A 16754-nucleotide genomic window follows, 5' to 3' on the forward strand; every position below is an offset into this window, starting at 1 on the left:
TCTGGGGAATTACATGACCGCTGACACCCGATCCACTGTCGAAGCTTGATCAGGCCACCGGACTTCCCGTTCGCCGCCCACCACTACGAACACCACGGGCGCACGGGTCCACGTGGACCTTGAGAAACTCGGCCGCATTCCCGACGGAGGCTGGCACCGCAAAGTCGGGCGGAGCATCGGCAACCGTCGCAACAAGAAGCAGGGCGTGGGTTACGCGCCTCCCAGCCGCCAGGCGTGGCGGACTCGGAGGAACACCATGACGAACACAACGAGACCGCCGCCGCGTTCTGGGAACGGGGCCCGAGCATTCTTCGCGGCCCACCATATCGAGGTGCGGGCAGTGTTGACCGACAACGGATCCTGCTATCGCTCATCCTGTTTCGCAGCGGCGCACAGTCCGAACCTCAACCACGGCTACACCCGCCCCTATCGCCGAACAGGAAGGTCGAGCGCTTCACTCGCACCTTGGCCGCCGACTGGGCCTGGCTCCATCACCACCCGACCCCACACCGGGATCGGCGGCAAAGTCACCTATCGACCTCACCGGCCACAACATCCCCAGAAACTAAAGCGCCCCGCGGGACTTCGTGGAGGGGGCATCGATGCCCGGATCGCCGATCAGCTTGACCGCCGTGCGAATCGGCGTCGGCTCCCGAGATGGATCCAATATTCCCACAAGTTGAATGGCAGTGCGGGCCAGGTGCTTGGCGAGCAGCGACGATGCCACCAGCGAATTGCCTTCCTCACACGCCTCGTAGATCGTCTGGTGCTCAGCCTCGCCGAGCATGTAGGCCATCGGCATGTCCTTCATGCAAAGATTGATGTAGCGCTGCGTCGAGTCCGACAACGAGGCACACAACTGGCCGATCATCTCGCCAGCTCCCCGTGTCAGCGCGCGGTGGAAGGCTTTGTGGGGGGTGACCCACGCTTCGTAGTCGTGCGCTTCCACTGCCACCCGCATCTGTCTGAGGAGGTCCCGCATCTCTGGCAGGTCGTCAGCCATGTGCGGCACGGATATGCCGACCGCGAGCCCTTCCAGCGCGATGCGCGCGGCGAATTGCTGCTCGACATCGCTGGCCGACAGCGGCGCGACCCGCGCGCGCTTGTTGGGCTGGGATTCGAGCCACCCCTCGGCCTGGAGCATGCGGATCGCCTCGCGCACCGGCGTGCGACTGACGCTGATGCTTTGAAACAGCGTGCTCTGTGAGATAGCCGTGCCCGGTTCGAGGGTGCCGTCGAGGATCGCGCCCTTCAGCGTCTCGTACACCCACTCGGTGTTCGTGCGCCCCGCACGGCTCGCTCCGTTTTCCTCCGACTCGCACAGATCGGCGTCTAGGCCAGGGATGTCGCCACCGCGATCAAATCGTCGCCGGTCAGACAACTCACTCACCGAGGTCACCGTCCTCGAGGGCCTCTAGGATCCACATGCCCTCAGGGTATAGGTTTCAGAAGTGAGTTCACACCTTCGTCCCGCGAAGGTCGTACAGTCACGTGGCTCTCGTCGAATCCATTGTGGAGTCGACGAGAGCCACACCGTTGTCAGAGTGCGACGTTCACCGTCTTCGTCTGGGTGTACTCGTCGATCGCACCTTCGCCCAGCTCGCGGCCCCAGCCGGACTGCTTGTACCCGCCGAAGGGCAGAGCGGCATCGAACGCGTTGTGCGAGTTGATCCACACGCTGCCTGCCTTGATCTGGCGAGCTGTCCGGTGCGCCTTCGAGATGTCCTGGGTCCAGACGCTGGCCGCCAGCCCGAACGGGGTGTCATTTGCCTGCGTGATGACACCCCGTTCGGCGTTGAACGGGGTGGCGACCACGACGGGGCCGAAGATCTCCTCGCGATAGACACTGAAATCGTCCTTCACGTCGACCAGAACGGTCGGCTCGACGTAGAAACCGTCCGTGCCGTGGCGACCGCCCCCGGACAGCGCACGAGCGCCGTCCCGTAGGCCCGCATCTATGTAGCCCGTCACTCGGGTGAGCTGCTCCTCGGAGATGAGGGGTCCGACTTCAGCCTCGGGGTCGAAGCCATGGCCGATCCTGCTGGCTTTCGCGACCTCGGCCACGCCTTGGGTGAACTCGTCGAAGATCGAGTCCTCGACAAGGAGACGAGAGCCAGATGTGCAGGCCTGGCCGTGGTTGAACAAGAATCCGCTGGCAGTTCCTGGAATCGCGGTCGAGAGGTCGGCGTCTGCGAACACGATCTGGGGACTCTTGCCGCCGAGCTCAAGCGAGACCTTCTTGAGGTTTCCCTTCGCAGCGTCGACGACGAGCTTGCCTACCTCGGTCGACCCGGTGAACGCAATCTTGTCGACGTCCATGTGCGAGGCAAGGGCGGCCCCGGCGTCGCCGTACCCGGTGACGACATTGAACGCCCCGTCGGGCAGCCCGGCCTCGGCCATGATCTCGGCCAGCAGGAGGGCAGAAAGTGGAGTCTGTTCGGCCGGCTTGAGCACGACGACATTTCCGCACGCGAGTGCAGCGGGGATCTTGAACGCCGCCATCAGGAGAGGGAAGTTCCAGGGCACGATAGCCCCACACACGCCCACGGACTCACGGAGCGTGTAGGCATGCCACGTCGTGCCCGGAGCCCAGGGGACGGAGACCGGGATTGTGCGACCCTCGATCTTGGTGGCCCAACCCGCGTAGTACGCGAAGAGCTCCGCAGTACACGTGACGTCGACGGCTTGCGCCACGCCGACGGACTTGCCATTGTCCAGAGCCTCGAGCTGCGCTAGCTCCTCGGCACGCTCGTAGATCTTCTCACTGATCTGGAACAACAGTCGCTGGCGCTGCGCTGGAGTCCAGAGGCTCCACTCTCCCTCGTACGCGGTGCGTGCGGCCTTGACTGCTCGGTCAATGTCCTCGGCCTCGCCCCACGCCGCGGTCGTGAGGACCTGTCCGGTCGCGGGATCGATGGTCTCGAAGGAGCGGCCGCTTGCCGCGTCAATCCACTGGCCACCGATGAAGAGCTTCTTGGGTCGGCTCAGGAACTCCCGAACCTTCGGAACGACCGAGTCGTGCAGGTCTGTCAATTGTGCGGTCACAAAATACCTCCGGAGGTTGACGCCACGTGTCTAGGTTGCTTGCGTCACACAGCATTCACGCTCTGCGCGTTGAGAGGTGTTCAGTCTCTGGACAGTCCGACTACGACGTCCAGGCGTCAGAGGTCGCGATCCGTAGAGTCCGCATGCGGGCGTACAAGGTTGTGCGTGACATACCTAGGGCTCTTGCGGCCTTGACCTTGTTGCCGCCGGCATGCCTGAGCGCCGCCACGATGACGTCACGTGCGGCCTGGTCGAGCGCCGCCATCGGGGTCGCTGGATCCACCGAACGGTACTGCTCGGGCAGATCGTCCATCACGAGACCGCCTACTGTGCGCCGATTCGCCATGTACTCGATCACGGCGTTGAGCTCTCGCAGATTGCCCGGCCACGATTGTGCGGACAACGCCTGAACTACTCGCGGAGTGAAATGGACGGATTTATCCGCCCCAATGGACCTGAGCATCGCATTGGCGATCTCGGGGATATCCGTACGCCGCACGGAGAGCGGGAGAAGCTCCTCACGCTGCGTGGCCATGCCTGCGAGCAAGGCGGCCCGGCCGGTCAAGCCGCGGATCGGACCGGACGTGAAGATCAGCTGCGGCCTGTCCCGGGCACCGGCGGCTTCGATCACCAGGTCGAGCAGCTCGTCGGGCAACAGATCGATGCCATCGATGCACACCGACCCCGTCGAGTCCCGCACCGCATTCTGGAAGTCCTGCGCCCAGGACTCACGACCATTAACGAGTGCGAGGGCGGGGCTCAGGAGATTCGCCGGCGGACGTGCCGCGAGCTGGCGCGCTCTCGTGGTGCGGCCCGTGCCTGGCTCGCCGGCCACGATCGTCCGCGCCGCAGCCGACGCAAGGTTTGATCGGGATCGTCTGACGGACCGAGTGCGACCGGAGATGCACGGATCCACACGGAGTACGGCCCCTCCCCCATCGGTCTTGGTGATGTGAATCTTGACTGGCTGCCCGGACGCAAGAGACAGCTCGACCTTGGTGTCCTGCCGCGTTGTCGGCCCGTCCATGAGGACTCGGAGCAGCGCAATGTCAGCGGCGCTCAACAGGTCTGATGCACTCTGGTTCGAAAGCACGATGTTCTCGCCGATCGCGACGATGGCGCGCCTCCTCAGACCAGCGGCGACCTGGAAGGCCGCCAACAAGCTCTTTTCCGAGGCACGGCTCCCGTCGAGCAGTCGCTGCTCGATGTCGTGGACGGCGCGAGCGATGAGCGGCGGAAGCAGCGGGCTGGCCTTGTTGATCTTCGCGGAGATGTCCAGCACTCCCTCGATACGCTTCGTCAACGGGTGGCGGATCGGATGTCCGTAGCAGCTGAAACAACGAAGCGACTGGGCGAAATGCTCCGCTCCATTGATCGCGATTGAACGACGAGTCTCCATGACTGTCCCGAGCGCGTTGGTGCCTATCGTGTCCTCGAGGAGACTTGCGCCGATTCGGAGGTTGAGTGTGTCGAAGCGTTCCCCGACGCGTCTGTCGTCGAACCACCGTCGCACGACCCGGCAGTCTCGATCGACGAGCACGGTCGCGTAGCTGCTTCCTCGCAGGCTCGACTCGAGCTCATCGAGCACCGGCGCGGCTCCGACGAGCAACGAACTCTCGGTGTCGATCTCCACGTCTGCCGGGTCCTGGAACGGCGCAGTGGGATCAAGTCCAGCAAGGTTGGCCCGGCGCCATGACTCGGCGATGTCAGGTCTCATGTCCCCGGATCCGTCATTGCTGATTTTGGCCCTCATGACCCCTCCAGTCTTCGCACGCTCGGTTTGACACCTCCGATCCTGCAGCGGGTGCACGACCTGGACGTGGGAGTGGGCGGACTTTCTCTACACCTCGGCGATATGCCCCCCGTCTCCCACAACCGTAGCCGGACGCCACGTTCACCCCCGCCAGGACCGACGCGAACGACCAGGAACGCACGCCCGCGCTTCCCCACCGCCCGCACCATGCCGCACACCCGGCGCCGGGTCGATACCGGCGACGAGGCCCTCGGAACTCGAGGTCCTCGTCGGATTCGACGACGACCTTGCCGGTGAGGCCACCCGGGTCAGCAACCGCATCCGCGGCCTGCTCACCTCCATCCACCCGGCCCTCGAGCGGGTCCTTGGCCCCCGCATCACCCATCCGGCGGTCCTCGAGATCCTCTCCCGCTGCGGCGGGCCGGCCGGAATCCGGCAAGCCGGCAAACGCAAGCTCACCACGCTCGCGGTCAAGCACGCACCCCGAATGGGCGCCAGGTTGGCCACCGACATCCTTGCCGCCCTCGACGAGCAGGCCGTGGTGGTGCCCGGCACCGCGGCCGCCGAAACCGTTCTCCCCAAACTTGCGGATTCACTGAGAGAGACCCTGTTACAACGCAAAGCGGTCGCCGTGGACGTGGAGAGGGCCCTCGATGACCACCCTCTTTCCCCAGTCCTGACCTCGATGCCCGGCATCGGCGTCAGGACGGCAGCAGCCCGGATCCTGATCGAGGTCGGCGACGGCTCCGCCTTCCCCTCCGCCGCCCACCTGGCGGCCTATGCCGGCATCGCACCGGTCACCCGAAAATCGGGATCCTCCATCCGTGGCGAGCACCCCGCCCGCTCCGGGAACAAGAAACTTGGGACGCGCCCTGTTCCTGTCCGCCTTCGCCGCCCTCCACGACCCCATCAGTCGCGCCTACTACGACAAGAAACGGGACGAGAAGAAGAAACACAACGCGGCCCTGATCTGCCTCGCCCGACGCCGCTGCGACGTCCTCTACGCGATGCTGAAGAACACGGAACTCTACCGGAATCCAACCCCCTCAGCGGCTTGACGAAAACCATAGGGACACCCCCCGGGGGGAGCGCCTGACTACTTCCGCAGTGCGGCGGTGTCGATCCCGAGTTCCTCCAACCGAAGGATGTAAGTGTGGACGTTGCGCATCTTCACGTCCTCGTATCCGCGGACGAGATCCGGCGCCGATGCCGCCGCCGCCGCGGTATCGTAGGACTCGGCGGTCAGTGACCTCACCTGGTCGAGGACCATAGATTCGTAGTGCGCGATCAGCTGCCGTTCAACCTTACGTACACGCGCGTATCCGAACGGGTCAAACGCTGTTCCGCGCAAAAACTTACCTTTTGCCAGCACCTTGAGTGCGATGTGGGTGCGAGGGCCCATGCCGATTTTCTTTCTGCGCCCCAACGCCTTCAGCGTCGGAGGATGAAGCTTGTAAGTCAGATTCGCCCCGCCCGGAACCTCCGCCTCGACGGCTTCGAGGAACGCCGGGTCTGTGAGCATACGGGCCACCTCGTATTCGTCCTTGTAGGACATCAGCTTGTGAAGGTTCTTCGCCACCGCTTCTGACAGATCTGTACGGTCGGTGACGGCCCGCTCACCAGCCCACACCGACTCGACGACGTCGATGTAGCGGACGGCAGTGTGATCTCCCTGGTACGCGACGAGGTTCGCTGCGCGCCGTTCGAGCAGTTCCCGACTCGCTCCTGTCACGGTCGAGACGCTGAGCAGGTGGACGGGGACGGCGGTGTCGCTGCGGTGGGCGACCTTGGCAGCGGTGGTAACCGCCTCGAACGCCGCCGGATCGGCGACCGCGACACGTCCCCACTGGAACGCCGTCTGATTGGCTTTGACCGCGACACCGTTAATTGAAATGGCCTCTTCGATGGCGCTGGCCGGAATCGGAAGCCCACCGGCCTGATAGGCGGCACCGACGAGCAGGAAGTTCGCTGCGGCGGTGTTCGCGAAGATCGCCTCCGCCGCAGCGAGCGCGTCGAACGCGGTGAGTGTGCGGGCCCGTGCGTCGAGTCGCTCGAGCAACCCTTCATCCGCGGGATAGGCCACCGTGCTGTCGTAGACCATGTCACCCGTAGCTGTTTTGCTGGTGGAGGCAACAGTGACAGTACGCTCGGGGTTACCGATTCCGGCGTTCTTCGCGTCGGCGGCGGTCAGCAGATCGAATGCCAACACGCAGTCGGCAGTGGCCGGGCTGATCCGATTGGAGGATTCTGCTGCGTCGATGCTCACCCGCAGATGTGAGGTGACTGGGCCGGCCTTCTGGCTAAGCCCGGTCTGATCGAGCCCCTCGACATGCAGTCCGGCACGCAGGGCGGCCATGCCGAGGACCTGATTGACGGTGACGATGCCGGTACCGCCGATGCCGGCGAGGAATACGTTGTGGGTGGCGGTGATCGCCGGGAGGTTCGGCTCCGCCACCAGTGGTGGAGCCGGCACGTCCTTGCGTGGGGCAGTTGTGTTCTCGGGCAGCTCGACTGTCACGAACGACGGGCATTCGCCATCCAGGCAGGAGTAGTCGGTGTTGCAACTGGTTTGGTCGATGCGCGTCTTGCGGCCGAACTCGGTATCGACCGGTTGGACGGACAGACAGTTGGACTTGACGCCGCAATCACCGCAGCCCTCGCAAACCGCCTCGTTGATGACCACCCGGGTGCGGCGCGCAGGCAGGTCACCGCGCTTGCGCTTACGTCGGGCATCGGCCGCGCATTGCTGGTCGTAGATCAGCACCGTGACGCCCTTGGTGTCACGCAGTATCCGCTGAGCCTCGTCCAGGCGGTCCCGGTCCCACAGCACCACCCCCGGGGCAAACGAGGCGCCCTTGTGTCGATGCGGTTCCTCGGCGCAGACGATGATCTTGGTGACACCCTCGGACGCGAGTTTGTGGGTCAAGTCCGGCACGGTGAGTGCTGCCTCGGCGTCCTGGGCGCCAGTCATCGCTACGGCGGAGTTGTACAGGATCTTGTAGGTGATATTGACCCCAGCTGCCACGCAGGCCTGCACGGCGAGCTGTCCAGAGTGGAAGTAAGTGCCGTCACCAACGTTCTGGAAGATGTGCTGGACGTCTGTGAACGGTGCCTGGCCGATCCACTGGGCGCCTTCGCCTCCCATCTGGGTCAGTCCGGTGACTTGAGAGTCTGTGCGCGAGGACATCGTCACCAAAGTGTGGCAGCCGATGCCCCCGCCCGCGAGGGATCCTTCGGGGACCACGGTGGAGCGGTTATGTGGGCACCCGGAGCAGAAATAGGCGGTGCGTTTAGCCGGTAGCACGGTCAGCTGCAACGGCGGCGGGGGTGGAGTAGTGACGGCCACTCGGTCCTTGAGGATTCTCCGCAGCGGTGCACTCAGGCGGGCCGCGGTCAGTTCTCCGTCCGGCGGGATCAGACGGCTTCCACCGTCACCGCGTTTGCCGAGCACGCGGGGTGCGGCGGCCTGACCGTAGAGGATGTCCTTGACCTGGGACTCCACGAACGCCGTCTTGTCTTCGACCACAAGGACCGCCTCCACCCCGGCCGCGAGCCGACGAACCTTGTCGGCGCCGAGTGGATAGGGCATTCCGACGCGGAGTATGCGGATGCCGGAGTTGTGCAGGTCGGCCTCGGTGAGGCCGAGCTCGAGCAATGCCTGGCGGACGGAGTCGTACGCGGTGCCGACGGCGACTATGCCAAGCCAAGCGTCCGCCGGGTCGACCTCAATCCGGTCGATATTGTTGGCGGCGTTAAAAGCTTCGACCATCGCCCACCGGGGTCCGTACAGATCGGCCTCAGCCAGCACACTGTCCGGTGGGGCCGCGAGCACCCGCTGCCGGTAGGTCCAAGGTCGGCCCTCCCATTCGATTGTGGGGACGACAATATCGAGGTCGGCGAAGTCGCGGTCAAGGGTCCAGATGCCGTCTGCAACGTCTGCGACCAGTTTCATCGCGGGCCAACATCCTGATACTCGGGACAGGGCGACGCCGTAGAGCCCGAATTGAATGATCTCTTCTGCGTTGCGGGGGAAGAAGATCGGCATTGACAGTGCTGCCAGCGACCGCTCGCTCGCGGCAGGGACGGATGACGACTTGGCGGCAGGGTCATCGCCGACCAAGGCCAGCGCACCGCCCGCAGGATGGGCGCCGTACATGGCCGCATGGCGAAATGCGTCGCTGGCCCGGTCGAGGCCTGGTCCTTTGCCGTACCAGAGGCCGACAATTCCATCGTGGGTGCGGTCGCCCTTGGGAAGTTCGAGTTGGCTGCCCCACACCGCGGTTGCCGCGAGTTCCTCGTTCATGCCTGGCACGAGCCGCACGTCATGCTCAGAGGCCAATTCGGGAATGCTTGCCAACAGCTTGTCGAGTCCGGCGAGCGGACTGCCCTGATAGCCAGAGACGAAGGTGGCGATCTGCTTGTCGGCTCGCCGATCCTGCTCGTGCTGTTCGACCAGCAGTCGCGCGATGGCCTGAACACCAGTCATCAGCACTGGCCCGGAGGAGACCCGGTAACGGCTGGAAAGGTCGAATTGGGTTGACGCCGGAGCGGCATCGGTCAACTGAGTCATAATTAGGTGCACCGTCCATGATTCCGCACACAGTCCGTGCGCGACGACGTGATCGTGATGTAACACTAAGGCTGACTGGGGTTTACGCTCCGGTCAACTCAAGTCGACGCAACTGATCCATCGGGTCAACTGAGGATCCCTGTCACACAGTGAGGTGAGAAGAATGCTCAGCATCGACAGGCTCGACGTTCAAATCCTGCGTCTGCTCGCCCTCGACGCTCGCACTGGTGTCGTCGAGCTGTCCTCAGCCCTGGGCGTGTCTCGAAACACCGTGCAGTCCCGTGTGCGGCGGCTCGAGGACGCGGGTTTGCTGACCGGCTATCGGCTGGAACTCGATCTAGCTCAGGCTGGCATCGGGGTGCAAGCGTTCATCGCGCTTGAGATCGAGCAGGGCCGGCTGGCCGCAGTGGTTGATAATCTGGCAGCTATCGCCCAGGTCCTCGAGGTTTACGCCACGACCGGACGAGAGGATCTTCTCGTCCGGGTCGCTACACCAACACAGGCCGACCTGCAGGAGCTGATCGAGCGCGTCGTCGCCATTGCTGGGGTTGTTCATTCGAGTACCAGACTCGCGCTGACCACTCCCCTGCCTCATCGGTCGATCCCCCTACTGGAGGAGATCACGCGAGGAGCAGGATGGGGACGCTCGAATCCGTCGTCGACGAGTTGACGGAGCGCACTGCGCATCCCCTCTGTCCGTCAGGGTTTCGGCATGCCTCGTCAGTCAGCCGGGTCCGGGATGGGCGTACACGGACGCGAACTGACTGGTGAGCGTCCTCCCGCAGCCGAGTTCTTCCACTGTCTGCCAAAGCTTCTCTGCGAATCTGCGCGGCGCCATGCCGAACTTCTGGAACGTCTCTTCGGCGGGCGCCCCGCCGTACGGGGCCCAGATGAGCGCGAATCGGAGAATCTCTCCGGCCTCGCCGGTGAACTCGATCGGCTCCTTTCTAGCCAGTCTATCCGCCACTTTTCGCCGCCGAACGTTCCGGTACCGTCGCAGTTGAAGGTCGAGCGCCACCTGATGGCCCGTATGGGAGACGCAGGCGTTGGAAGAATCTTGTTCAGTGTTCATAGTTGTTCCTGCTTGTTGACTGTTCCGTTTGTTGATACTTGGTGCGGCGACGCGGAGAGCGGCCGTCGAGGGGTTACGCAGTCCACTGCGGTGATGGTCATCTGATCATCTGAAACAATTCGGGCTCGTCGAACTTTCATCGAAAGACGTTGTACTGCACCCTCGCTGGTCTGGGTGTTGGAGTTGAGGGAGCCGCATCCGCCAATGTGAAGGAAGACCGCAAAATTTGATGTCGGACGAGGCACGGGCGACGTGCGCGAACGGCTCGTCCGCCGCGGATAAGCTTTTCAGCGTTGTCCGGGATCTCGTAGGTAGTGGTCACGATGTTTCTCAGATCTCCGACGGGGCGGTCCATGCGCGCACGCAGTGCATCGGCATAGGAGTTTCAGGAGGCATCGGGTCACCTGGAAGGGTCCCGTGCCGCTGTTCTCGCTCAGGCGAGTCGGTAACGGCGGAGTCGGTGGTAGAGGGTGCCTCGGGAAATCCCGAGGCGGGCCGCAACCTCGGTCTTGTTACCCCCGCACTCCGCCAGCGTTTCGGTAATCACTTTTAGCTCAGCCTGCTCCAATGGCCCAAGGCTAACTGCGGGCGCCGCCGTAGACGGAGCCAGCCCGCGCGACTTTCCTCGTCGGATGACGAGGACGACGCCGTCGTCGAGGCGTCCTGGCACGACGGGATAGAGACGAGCATGCAAGCCGTCGCCGACAGCGACTTCCGTTGCGGATGGGCCTGCCTCAGCAACGACCGACCATAGTTCAGCTCGGTCCAACCCGAACTCGGCCGCCGAGTCCTCAATGATCATGGTCTGGCGATCGATGGTTACGACGGGCCCGGTCGCTGTCGCCCGGAATGACAGGTGAGCATCGAGCATGCGCTTCTCTCGTGCAGTAGATGCGGCGCTCAGCGCCGAAGCGACCCCGTCGACCAGCGAACGGACGACCACCAGGAGCAGATGATTGGCGTCCTCGGCTCGGCAGGCGACATTGACTGTGCCGGCGACACGGCGTGTGACTGGGTGCACCACTGGCGCAGCAACGCAGGCCCACGAGTGCCACGGTTGTTTGTAGTGTTCCGCGCCGACGACCAGCGAGAGCCGGTTGGTTTTCGTTGTTATCCCGATCCCATTGGTCCCGGCTAACGACTCCCCCACCCGCGAGCCGGGACCGAAGTCCACTCGGTCCAGCTCTCGACCCACTGTCCGGTCGGAATCCCAACGCCAGGTAACCGTTCCGTCAGCATCTGCGAGCGCTAAGGACGTGGAGTTTCCGACCAGTAGGTCTGCCATGCCCAGCAGAACGGGGGCGCCGACACGAACGAAGGGAGACTCGTAGTCGATCTCCGTATGGACGAGTTCGAGCCGCTCCGGGTCGACACCGTTGCTCTTCGAACGCCGCCACGAATCGAGAATCTCCGCGCGAGCAGTTGCGACCGCTCCTGACTGAAAACGCTCCCACGCGTCCCGAGTCGCCCGTGATGTCATCGCGCGCCTCCTACTCATTACTGACAAGTTCCGAACGGGATTCCGTTCACCCTCAGTATGTCGATGAACGCCGCCGCCAGATTTCTCATCGTTCAAAGTTTGCACACCATCCTCGACGTCGGCTCACTCTGGCGCAAGATCTGTCCAGCGGGTAACGACAAGACCACCTCCATGCGAAAGAGGGGATAAATGTGACTGGGACACCCGTTGGGTCTGCAGTCTACGGTGCATTGAGCGATCTCGACTGCGCCGAACTGTCCATCACGCGGCGCCTTGCGGCAGAGGACCGATACATTTCCACAGACGAGGTTCCCTGGGTTGACGGCATTGAGATCAACCTACTTCGGGCTGACAACCGTAACGGCCAGTTTGTCCTGGGACCGAGATCCGCTGGGGACTCTGTTCTGGGTAAGCACCGAAACCGTGGGCCAGTCACGGCGGTCACCCAAACGTGGACGCTGGAGGTACCTCGAGTACGACTGGGTGGCCGCTCCAGGTGACTTCGTGCGGGAAAACCCTGGCACTATCCATACGCTTCAAATCCTCGAGGACACCGAGGTGGAGTTCACCGTGGACGGGAACGATCGAGTTCCTCAACGATGACGACTCGCTCAATAGGACCGTGGACCTCTAGAGCTTCGTGCACCTTTACCAGGCGTACTGCACCGATGTCGGTCTTGGCTCAATACGCGATCGTTAGCTGACGCACAAGTACGAGCGGACCAGATCCACCGCGCAAACCCGCAGCTCCGGTTTCATCAAGTAACAGGAAAGGACCACAATCATGGATTTCAAGGTCGAATGGGATGGCGATGTCACACGGGTCCGCCCCGAGAAGGAAGTTCGCGCGAAGCAGGACGTCAACGCGCTCTTCGGGGTTAACGGTGTCAGCACACCGTCGAAGCATCTGTCCCTGCTGGTAACGGCACTGCGCCCCGGCGAGAAGTCGAACGCGCACTACCATCTCGAGCACGAGTCAGCCCTTTACGGAATTAAAGGGAGCGTGCACTTCTTCTGGGGCGCAGAGCTCGAGCACGACCTGATTCTGGGCGAGGGCGACTTCCTGTACATCCCGCCGTTCTGCCCGCACGTGTCCTACAACCGCAGCCATACGATCGATGCGGCATTCGTCACGGCGCGGACCGACGCATACGAACAGGAACGGGTAGTCGTCTTGCCCGAGCTCGACGACGATCGCTGCAAGAGTCGCGTGTCGTACAGCGACTGATAGCCCCTGGAAGAACCGACGACGGTGATTTCGCAGTCGAAGCAAGCCCCTCAGATCGGGCACTTCATGCCCTCTTCGAAAAGGAACGTAAGTGATGATTGATGTGCCCGTACTCATAGTGGGCGGTGGACCGGTGGGGATGAGCATGGCATTGCTCCTTGATCGCTTCGGGATCAACAGCCTCCTCACCGAGCGCCGCGCAGCCACTACGACCCATCCCAAGGCCCGTGGGTGTCATGCCCGGACGATGGAGCAGTTCCGCCTTTGGGGCATCGAAGAACGAATTCGACGGGCAGGCCTGCCGCAAGAGTCCGACGTCGCCTGTTGGTGTGAAAGCCTGAACGGACCATTGGTGGCGTACACGCAACCCGCACCCAGCCTGAACACACCGGCTCCTAGATCAATCGTGCCCCAGGATGCGGTGGAGGAGGCGCTCGATCACGAACTGTCCCTTCGCCCCGGTGCGCAGGTCTTTCGATCGACCGAGCTGGTATCCATCGATCAAGATTCCGACGGCGTCCGGGCGCTGTTACGCAGCGTCGCCAATGGCGACGAGTACGAGGTTCGAGCTCAATATCTCATCGGCTGCGATGGTGCATCCAGCACGGTGCGCTCCGCGCTCGGAGTGGAAATGGATGGCCGAGAGCAAATGGCGCTCATGGCCAACCACTACTACCGCGCCGATGTCAGTCATCTCCCCCATGTGCGTAGTGCCATCGGATTCCTGGTCCGCCCAAGCGACCCGTCGAAGGAAGAAACCAACGTGCTCGCCACAGGGCCAGACGGTGATCGCTGGCTCGCGGTCCAGAAGCTCCGAGATGGGGAGGAGCCGATCTCCGAGGCTCGCTTGATCGAAATGGTTCGCGAACAGTGGGGGATTCCCGACCTCGATGTCAAGCGAATCAACGTGATGAATTGGAAGTTGAGCGCCCAAGTGGCGAAACAGTTCCGCAAGGGTCGAGTCTTCCTCGCCGGAGACGCCGCCCACCAGTTCCCCACCGCCGGCGGGAACGGGCTGAACTCCGGAGTCCAAGACGTGCACAACCTTGCATGGAAGTTGGCGGCCGTGTTGTCGGGCCATGCCGACGACACGCTACTCGACACCTACGAGTCCGAGCGCCGACCAGTTGCGCAGTCAAACACGGCGTTCGCGGTCCGCAATCAGGAGCGTATGGACAAGATGGACCAAGCCTTCCGGCACCGAAACGAAGACCCAGGTGCCTGGCGCGAGCTACTGGTCGATATGGACAAACAACTCCACAGTGAAGGTCAATCAATGGGCTTCATTTACACCAACGGGGCGATCGTCGACGACGGCACGCCGGTACCCGAACACGACTCACAGCGCTACTGGCCCACGGACCGCCCAGGCGCTCGGTTTCCCCACTTCTGGATGGATGTCGCCAAGACCGAATCGAGCATCGACTGGTTCGACACGACTTTCGTACTGGTGTGCGGGCCCGACGCCGAAGCGTGGCAACAGGCAGGCGAAAGCCTCATTGCCACAACATCAGTTCCTCTTGAGGTCAAGAGGTTGCCGCACCTTTTGGGTCCGTTGGAAATCGGAACTGATGGCGCCGTTCTCGTGCGGCCCGACGGTCACGTGGCCTGGCGAGCCAAGCACGCAGGCGCCGAGATTGAACTAGCCCGTGCACTCGGCCGCGTGCTTGCCGGCGGCACTCTAACACCGAAGGATCCAGTGGCTGTCACGGCCTAACAGGATCAAGAATACCGGGCATAGCCCGAACTCCGCTCCACTGCAATTGACTTCAAGAGGAACAACTATGCCTACCCTGCCGACATACGCAAACCCCAAAGGCCTCGGCGATCCGTTGAGCTCGTATACACACGTCGCACACGCAGGTGACCTCGTATTCGTCGCCGGCCAGTGCGGTCTCACCAAGGACAATGCTGTGGCTGGACCGGACGTGACGAGCCAAACCTATCGCGCTTTCGAGAACGTGCAGAAAGCCCTTGCTTCCCGAGGCGGCTCCCTCCGGGAGGTGGTGCGATTCGTCACCTATCTCGTGTCGCGCGACAGCGTCCCTGAGTTCTATGCGGCGCGAGAGGCCTTCTTCGCCGCCCACTACCCGAAGGGCGAATACCCGCCGAACACCTTGCTCATCGTTCAGGGGTTGGTGCGCCCCGACCTATTGGTGGAAATTGACGCCACGGCACATCTCAGGGTGAAGGACCGTCCGTGATGTTGATTCAGGATAGGATCGACCGCTCGAAAATGAGCGGTTTCCAGATTGCGGTTGTCGCAATCTGTTTAGTCATCAACGTCATTGACGGTTTCGATGTGTTAGTGATGTCCTTTGCGGCATCAGGGGTCGCCGACGAATGGGCACTGTCCGAGTCAGAGGTGGGTCTGCTGCTGAGCAGTGGTCTCGTGGGTATGGCGCTCGGTTCGGCGTTCCTGGCCCCACTGGCGGACCGGGTCGGCAGGCGTCGACTAACACTCGCATGCCTTGCCCTGTGCACCTTCGGTATGGTCCTCTCGTCCCTCAGCACCGGACCCGTCGACTTGGGCTTTTCACGTTTGCTTACTGGCCTCGGTATTGGCGGAACGGTGGCCAGTCTGCCAGTGATCATCACCGAGTTCACGCCGAAGCGGTTGCGGGGAACCATGATCGCCCTGTATGCGACGGGTTTGCCGGTGGGTGGAATTCTGGGTGGCGCTGCCGCTCAACTTCTCGTCTCGGAATATGGTTGGCGGGCACCCTTCATCGTGGGCGGCGTGCTCACTTTCGTCCTGGTAGTGACTGTCGCCGTCCTCATGCCCGAGTCTCTGGACTACCTGCTTCATCGCCGGCCGAAGGATTCACTGGCGAAGGTCAATCGACTACTCGATCGCATGCACATGGCGCGCCTCACTGCACTCCCGACCCCACAGTCGAAGGAGCAGCGTGGAACCACTCGGGATATCTTGAATCGTCGCATGGCTATTCGATCCGCCCTCTTGTGGATCGCCTACTTCATCGTGATGGCGGGCTTCTACTTCGCCGCGAGTTGGACGCCGCGTCTTCTGGAACAAAGTGGGTTCTCGGCGCAGCAGGGCATGAGCGGAGGGGTACTGCTCAATCTCGGTGGTCTCGTGGGAACGCTGCTACTCGGGGTCCTCGCGCTGAAGGTTGCAGGTCGTACCCTCACCGCGCTCGCCTTCGTGGGGGCTGGACTCTCGTTCTTGGCGATGAATCTTACCCTCGATTCGTTGACGGCGGCGCTCGTTTCTGCCGTCGCTATCGGGATGTTCATCAACGCCAGCGGAGCTGGCCTCAATTCAATCGCACCCGGGCTATACCCTGCGCCTGTGCGCGCTACCGGAGTCGGATGGGCGATGGCGTTCGGCAGAATTGGCGCGCTTACTGCTCCGATTCTGGCGGGCGTGCTGCTCGACAGCTCGTGGTCGCCGAGGTCTCTGTTCGGTCTGCTCGTCGTGCCCATGATTGCCGCCGCAATTGTAGTCCTTGTTGTCACGGTCCCCACACAGGAGCGCACCCCTGTGACCGAAGCTGCCGGGGCGAGATCGCCGGCCGGCTGAACACAGCAAAAACAGCAATACCAATGCTCTGCAGACCATTCGGCTGTGACCGATCCATCCGA

At 62.9% G+C, this 16754-nt stretch carries 11 protein-coding genes and 2 pseudogenes; 7 read left to right on the plus strand and 6 right to left on the minus strand.

Annotated features, from left to right (window positions below; all coding sequences use genetic code 11):
- Positions 1 to 35 precede the first annotated feature (35 nt).
- Positions 36 to 526, plus strand: a pseudogene (locus RJ1_RS48085) (transposase family protein); the annotation flags it as partial.
- Positions 527 to 565: 39 nt separating this feature from the next.
- On the opposite strand, the gene RJ1_RS32575 reads toward RJ1_RS48085, so the two are convergent.
- From RJ1_RS32575 to RJ1_RS32585, 3 genes are all read right to left on the minus strand, one after another.
- Positions 566 to 1390 (minus strand): GntR family transcriptional regulator, encoded by an 825-nt coding sequence (locus RJ1_RS32575; protein ID WP_037235688.1) that lies wholly within the window; start codon positions 1388 to 1390, stop codon positions 566 to 568.
- A gap of 149 nt (positions 1391 to 1539) precedes the next feature.
- On the minus strand, positions 1540 to 3045 hold the full coding sequence (locus RJ1_RS32580; RefSeq protein ID WP_275887629.1) for an aldehyde dehydrogenase family protein: 1506 nt from the start codon (positions 3043 to 3045) through the stop codon (positions 1540 to 1542).
- A 100-nt stretch (positions 3046 to 3145) separates the two neighbouring features.
- On the minus strand, positions 3146 to 4762 hold the full coding sequence (locus RJ1_RS32585) for a sigma-54-dependent Fis family transcriptional regulator (protein WP_162850276.1): 1617 nt from the start codon (positions 4760 to 4762) through the stop codon (positions 3146 to 3148).
- A 231-nt stretch (positions 4763 to 4993) separates the two neighbouring features.
- On the opposite strand from RJ1_RS32585, the pseudogene RJ1_RS32590 reads away from it, so the two are divergent.
- A pseudogene (locus RJ1_RS32590) lies at positions 4994 to 5856 on the plus strand (IS110 family RNA-guided transposase); the annotation flags it as partial.
- A 38-nt stretch (positions 5857 to 5894) separates the two neighbouring features.
- Here RJ1_RS32590 and RJ1_RS32595 read toward each other — a convergent pair.
- Entirely contained in the window at positions 5895 to 9368 is a 3474-nt protein-coding gene (locus tag RJ1_RS32595; RefSeq protein ID WP_073366610.1) for an indolepyruvate ferredoxin oxidoreductase family protein, read from the minus strand.
- A gap of 163 nt (positions 9369 to 9531) precedes the next feature.
- On the opposite strand from RJ1_RS32595, the gene RJ1_RS32600 reads away from it, so the two are divergent.
- On the plus strand, positions 9532 to 10038 hold the full coding sequence (locus RJ1_RS32600) for an Lrp/AsnC family transcriptional regulator (protein ID WP_073366611.1): 507 nt from the start codon (positions 9532 to 9534) through the stop codon (positions 10036 to 10038).
- Between the two features lie 54 nt (positions 10039 to 10092).
- Here RJ1_RS32600 and RJ1_RS32605 read toward each other — a convergent pair whose 3' ends face one another.
- Entirely contained in the window at positions 10093 to 10440 is a 348-nt protein-coding gene (locus tag RJ1_RS32605; protein ID WP_073366612.1) for a hypothetical protein, read from the minus strand.
- 433 nt (positions 10441 to 10873) lie between these two features.
- Complete coding sequence (locus RJ1_RS32610) at positions 10874 to 11920, minus strand: helix-turn-helix domain-containing protein (RefSeq protein WP_061698616.1); 1047 nt, start codon at positions 11918 to 11920, stop codon at positions 10874 to 10876.
- A gap of 784 nt (positions 11921 to 12704) precedes the next feature.
- On the opposite strand from RJ1_RS32610, the gene RJ1_RS32615 reads away from it, so the two are divergent.
- From RJ1_RS32615 to RJ1_RS32630, 4 genes are all read left to right on the plus strand, one after another.
- Entirely contained in the window at positions 12705 to 13148 is a 444-nt protein-coding gene (locus RJ1_RS32615) for a cupin domain-containing protein (protein ID WP_037235699.1), read from the plus strand.
- Positions 13149 to 13242: 94 nt separating this feature from the next.
- Positions 13243 to 14865 (plus strand): FAD-dependent monooxygenase, encoded by a 1623-nt coding sequence (locus RJ1_RS32620; RefSeq protein ID WP_073366614.1) that lies wholly within the window; start codon positions 13243 to 13245, stop codon positions 14863 to 14865.
- 67 nt (positions 14866 to 14932) lie between these two features.
- Positions 14933 to 15352 carry a RidA family protein gene (locus RJ1_RS32625; RefSeq protein ID WP_073366615.1) on the plus strand — a complete coding sequence of 140 codons (420 nt, stop codon included), beginning with the start codon at positions 14933 to 14935 and terminating at the stop codon, positions 15350 to 15352.
- A complete protein-coding gene (locus tag RJ1_RS32630) occupies positions 15352 to 16692 on the plus strand; it encodes an MFS transporter (protein ID WP_073366616.1) in 1341 nt (446 codons plus the stop codon). The genes RJ1_RS32625 and RJ1_RS32630 overlap by 1 nt, the downstream gene beginning before the upstream one ends.
- Positions 16693 to 16754 lie beyond the last annotated feature (62 nt).

The organism is Rhodococcus jostii NBRC 16295, assembly GCF_001894825.1.
GTDB lineage: Bacteria > Actinomycetota > Actinomycetes > Mycobacteriales > Mycobacteriaceae > Rhodococcus_F > Rhodococcus_F jostii.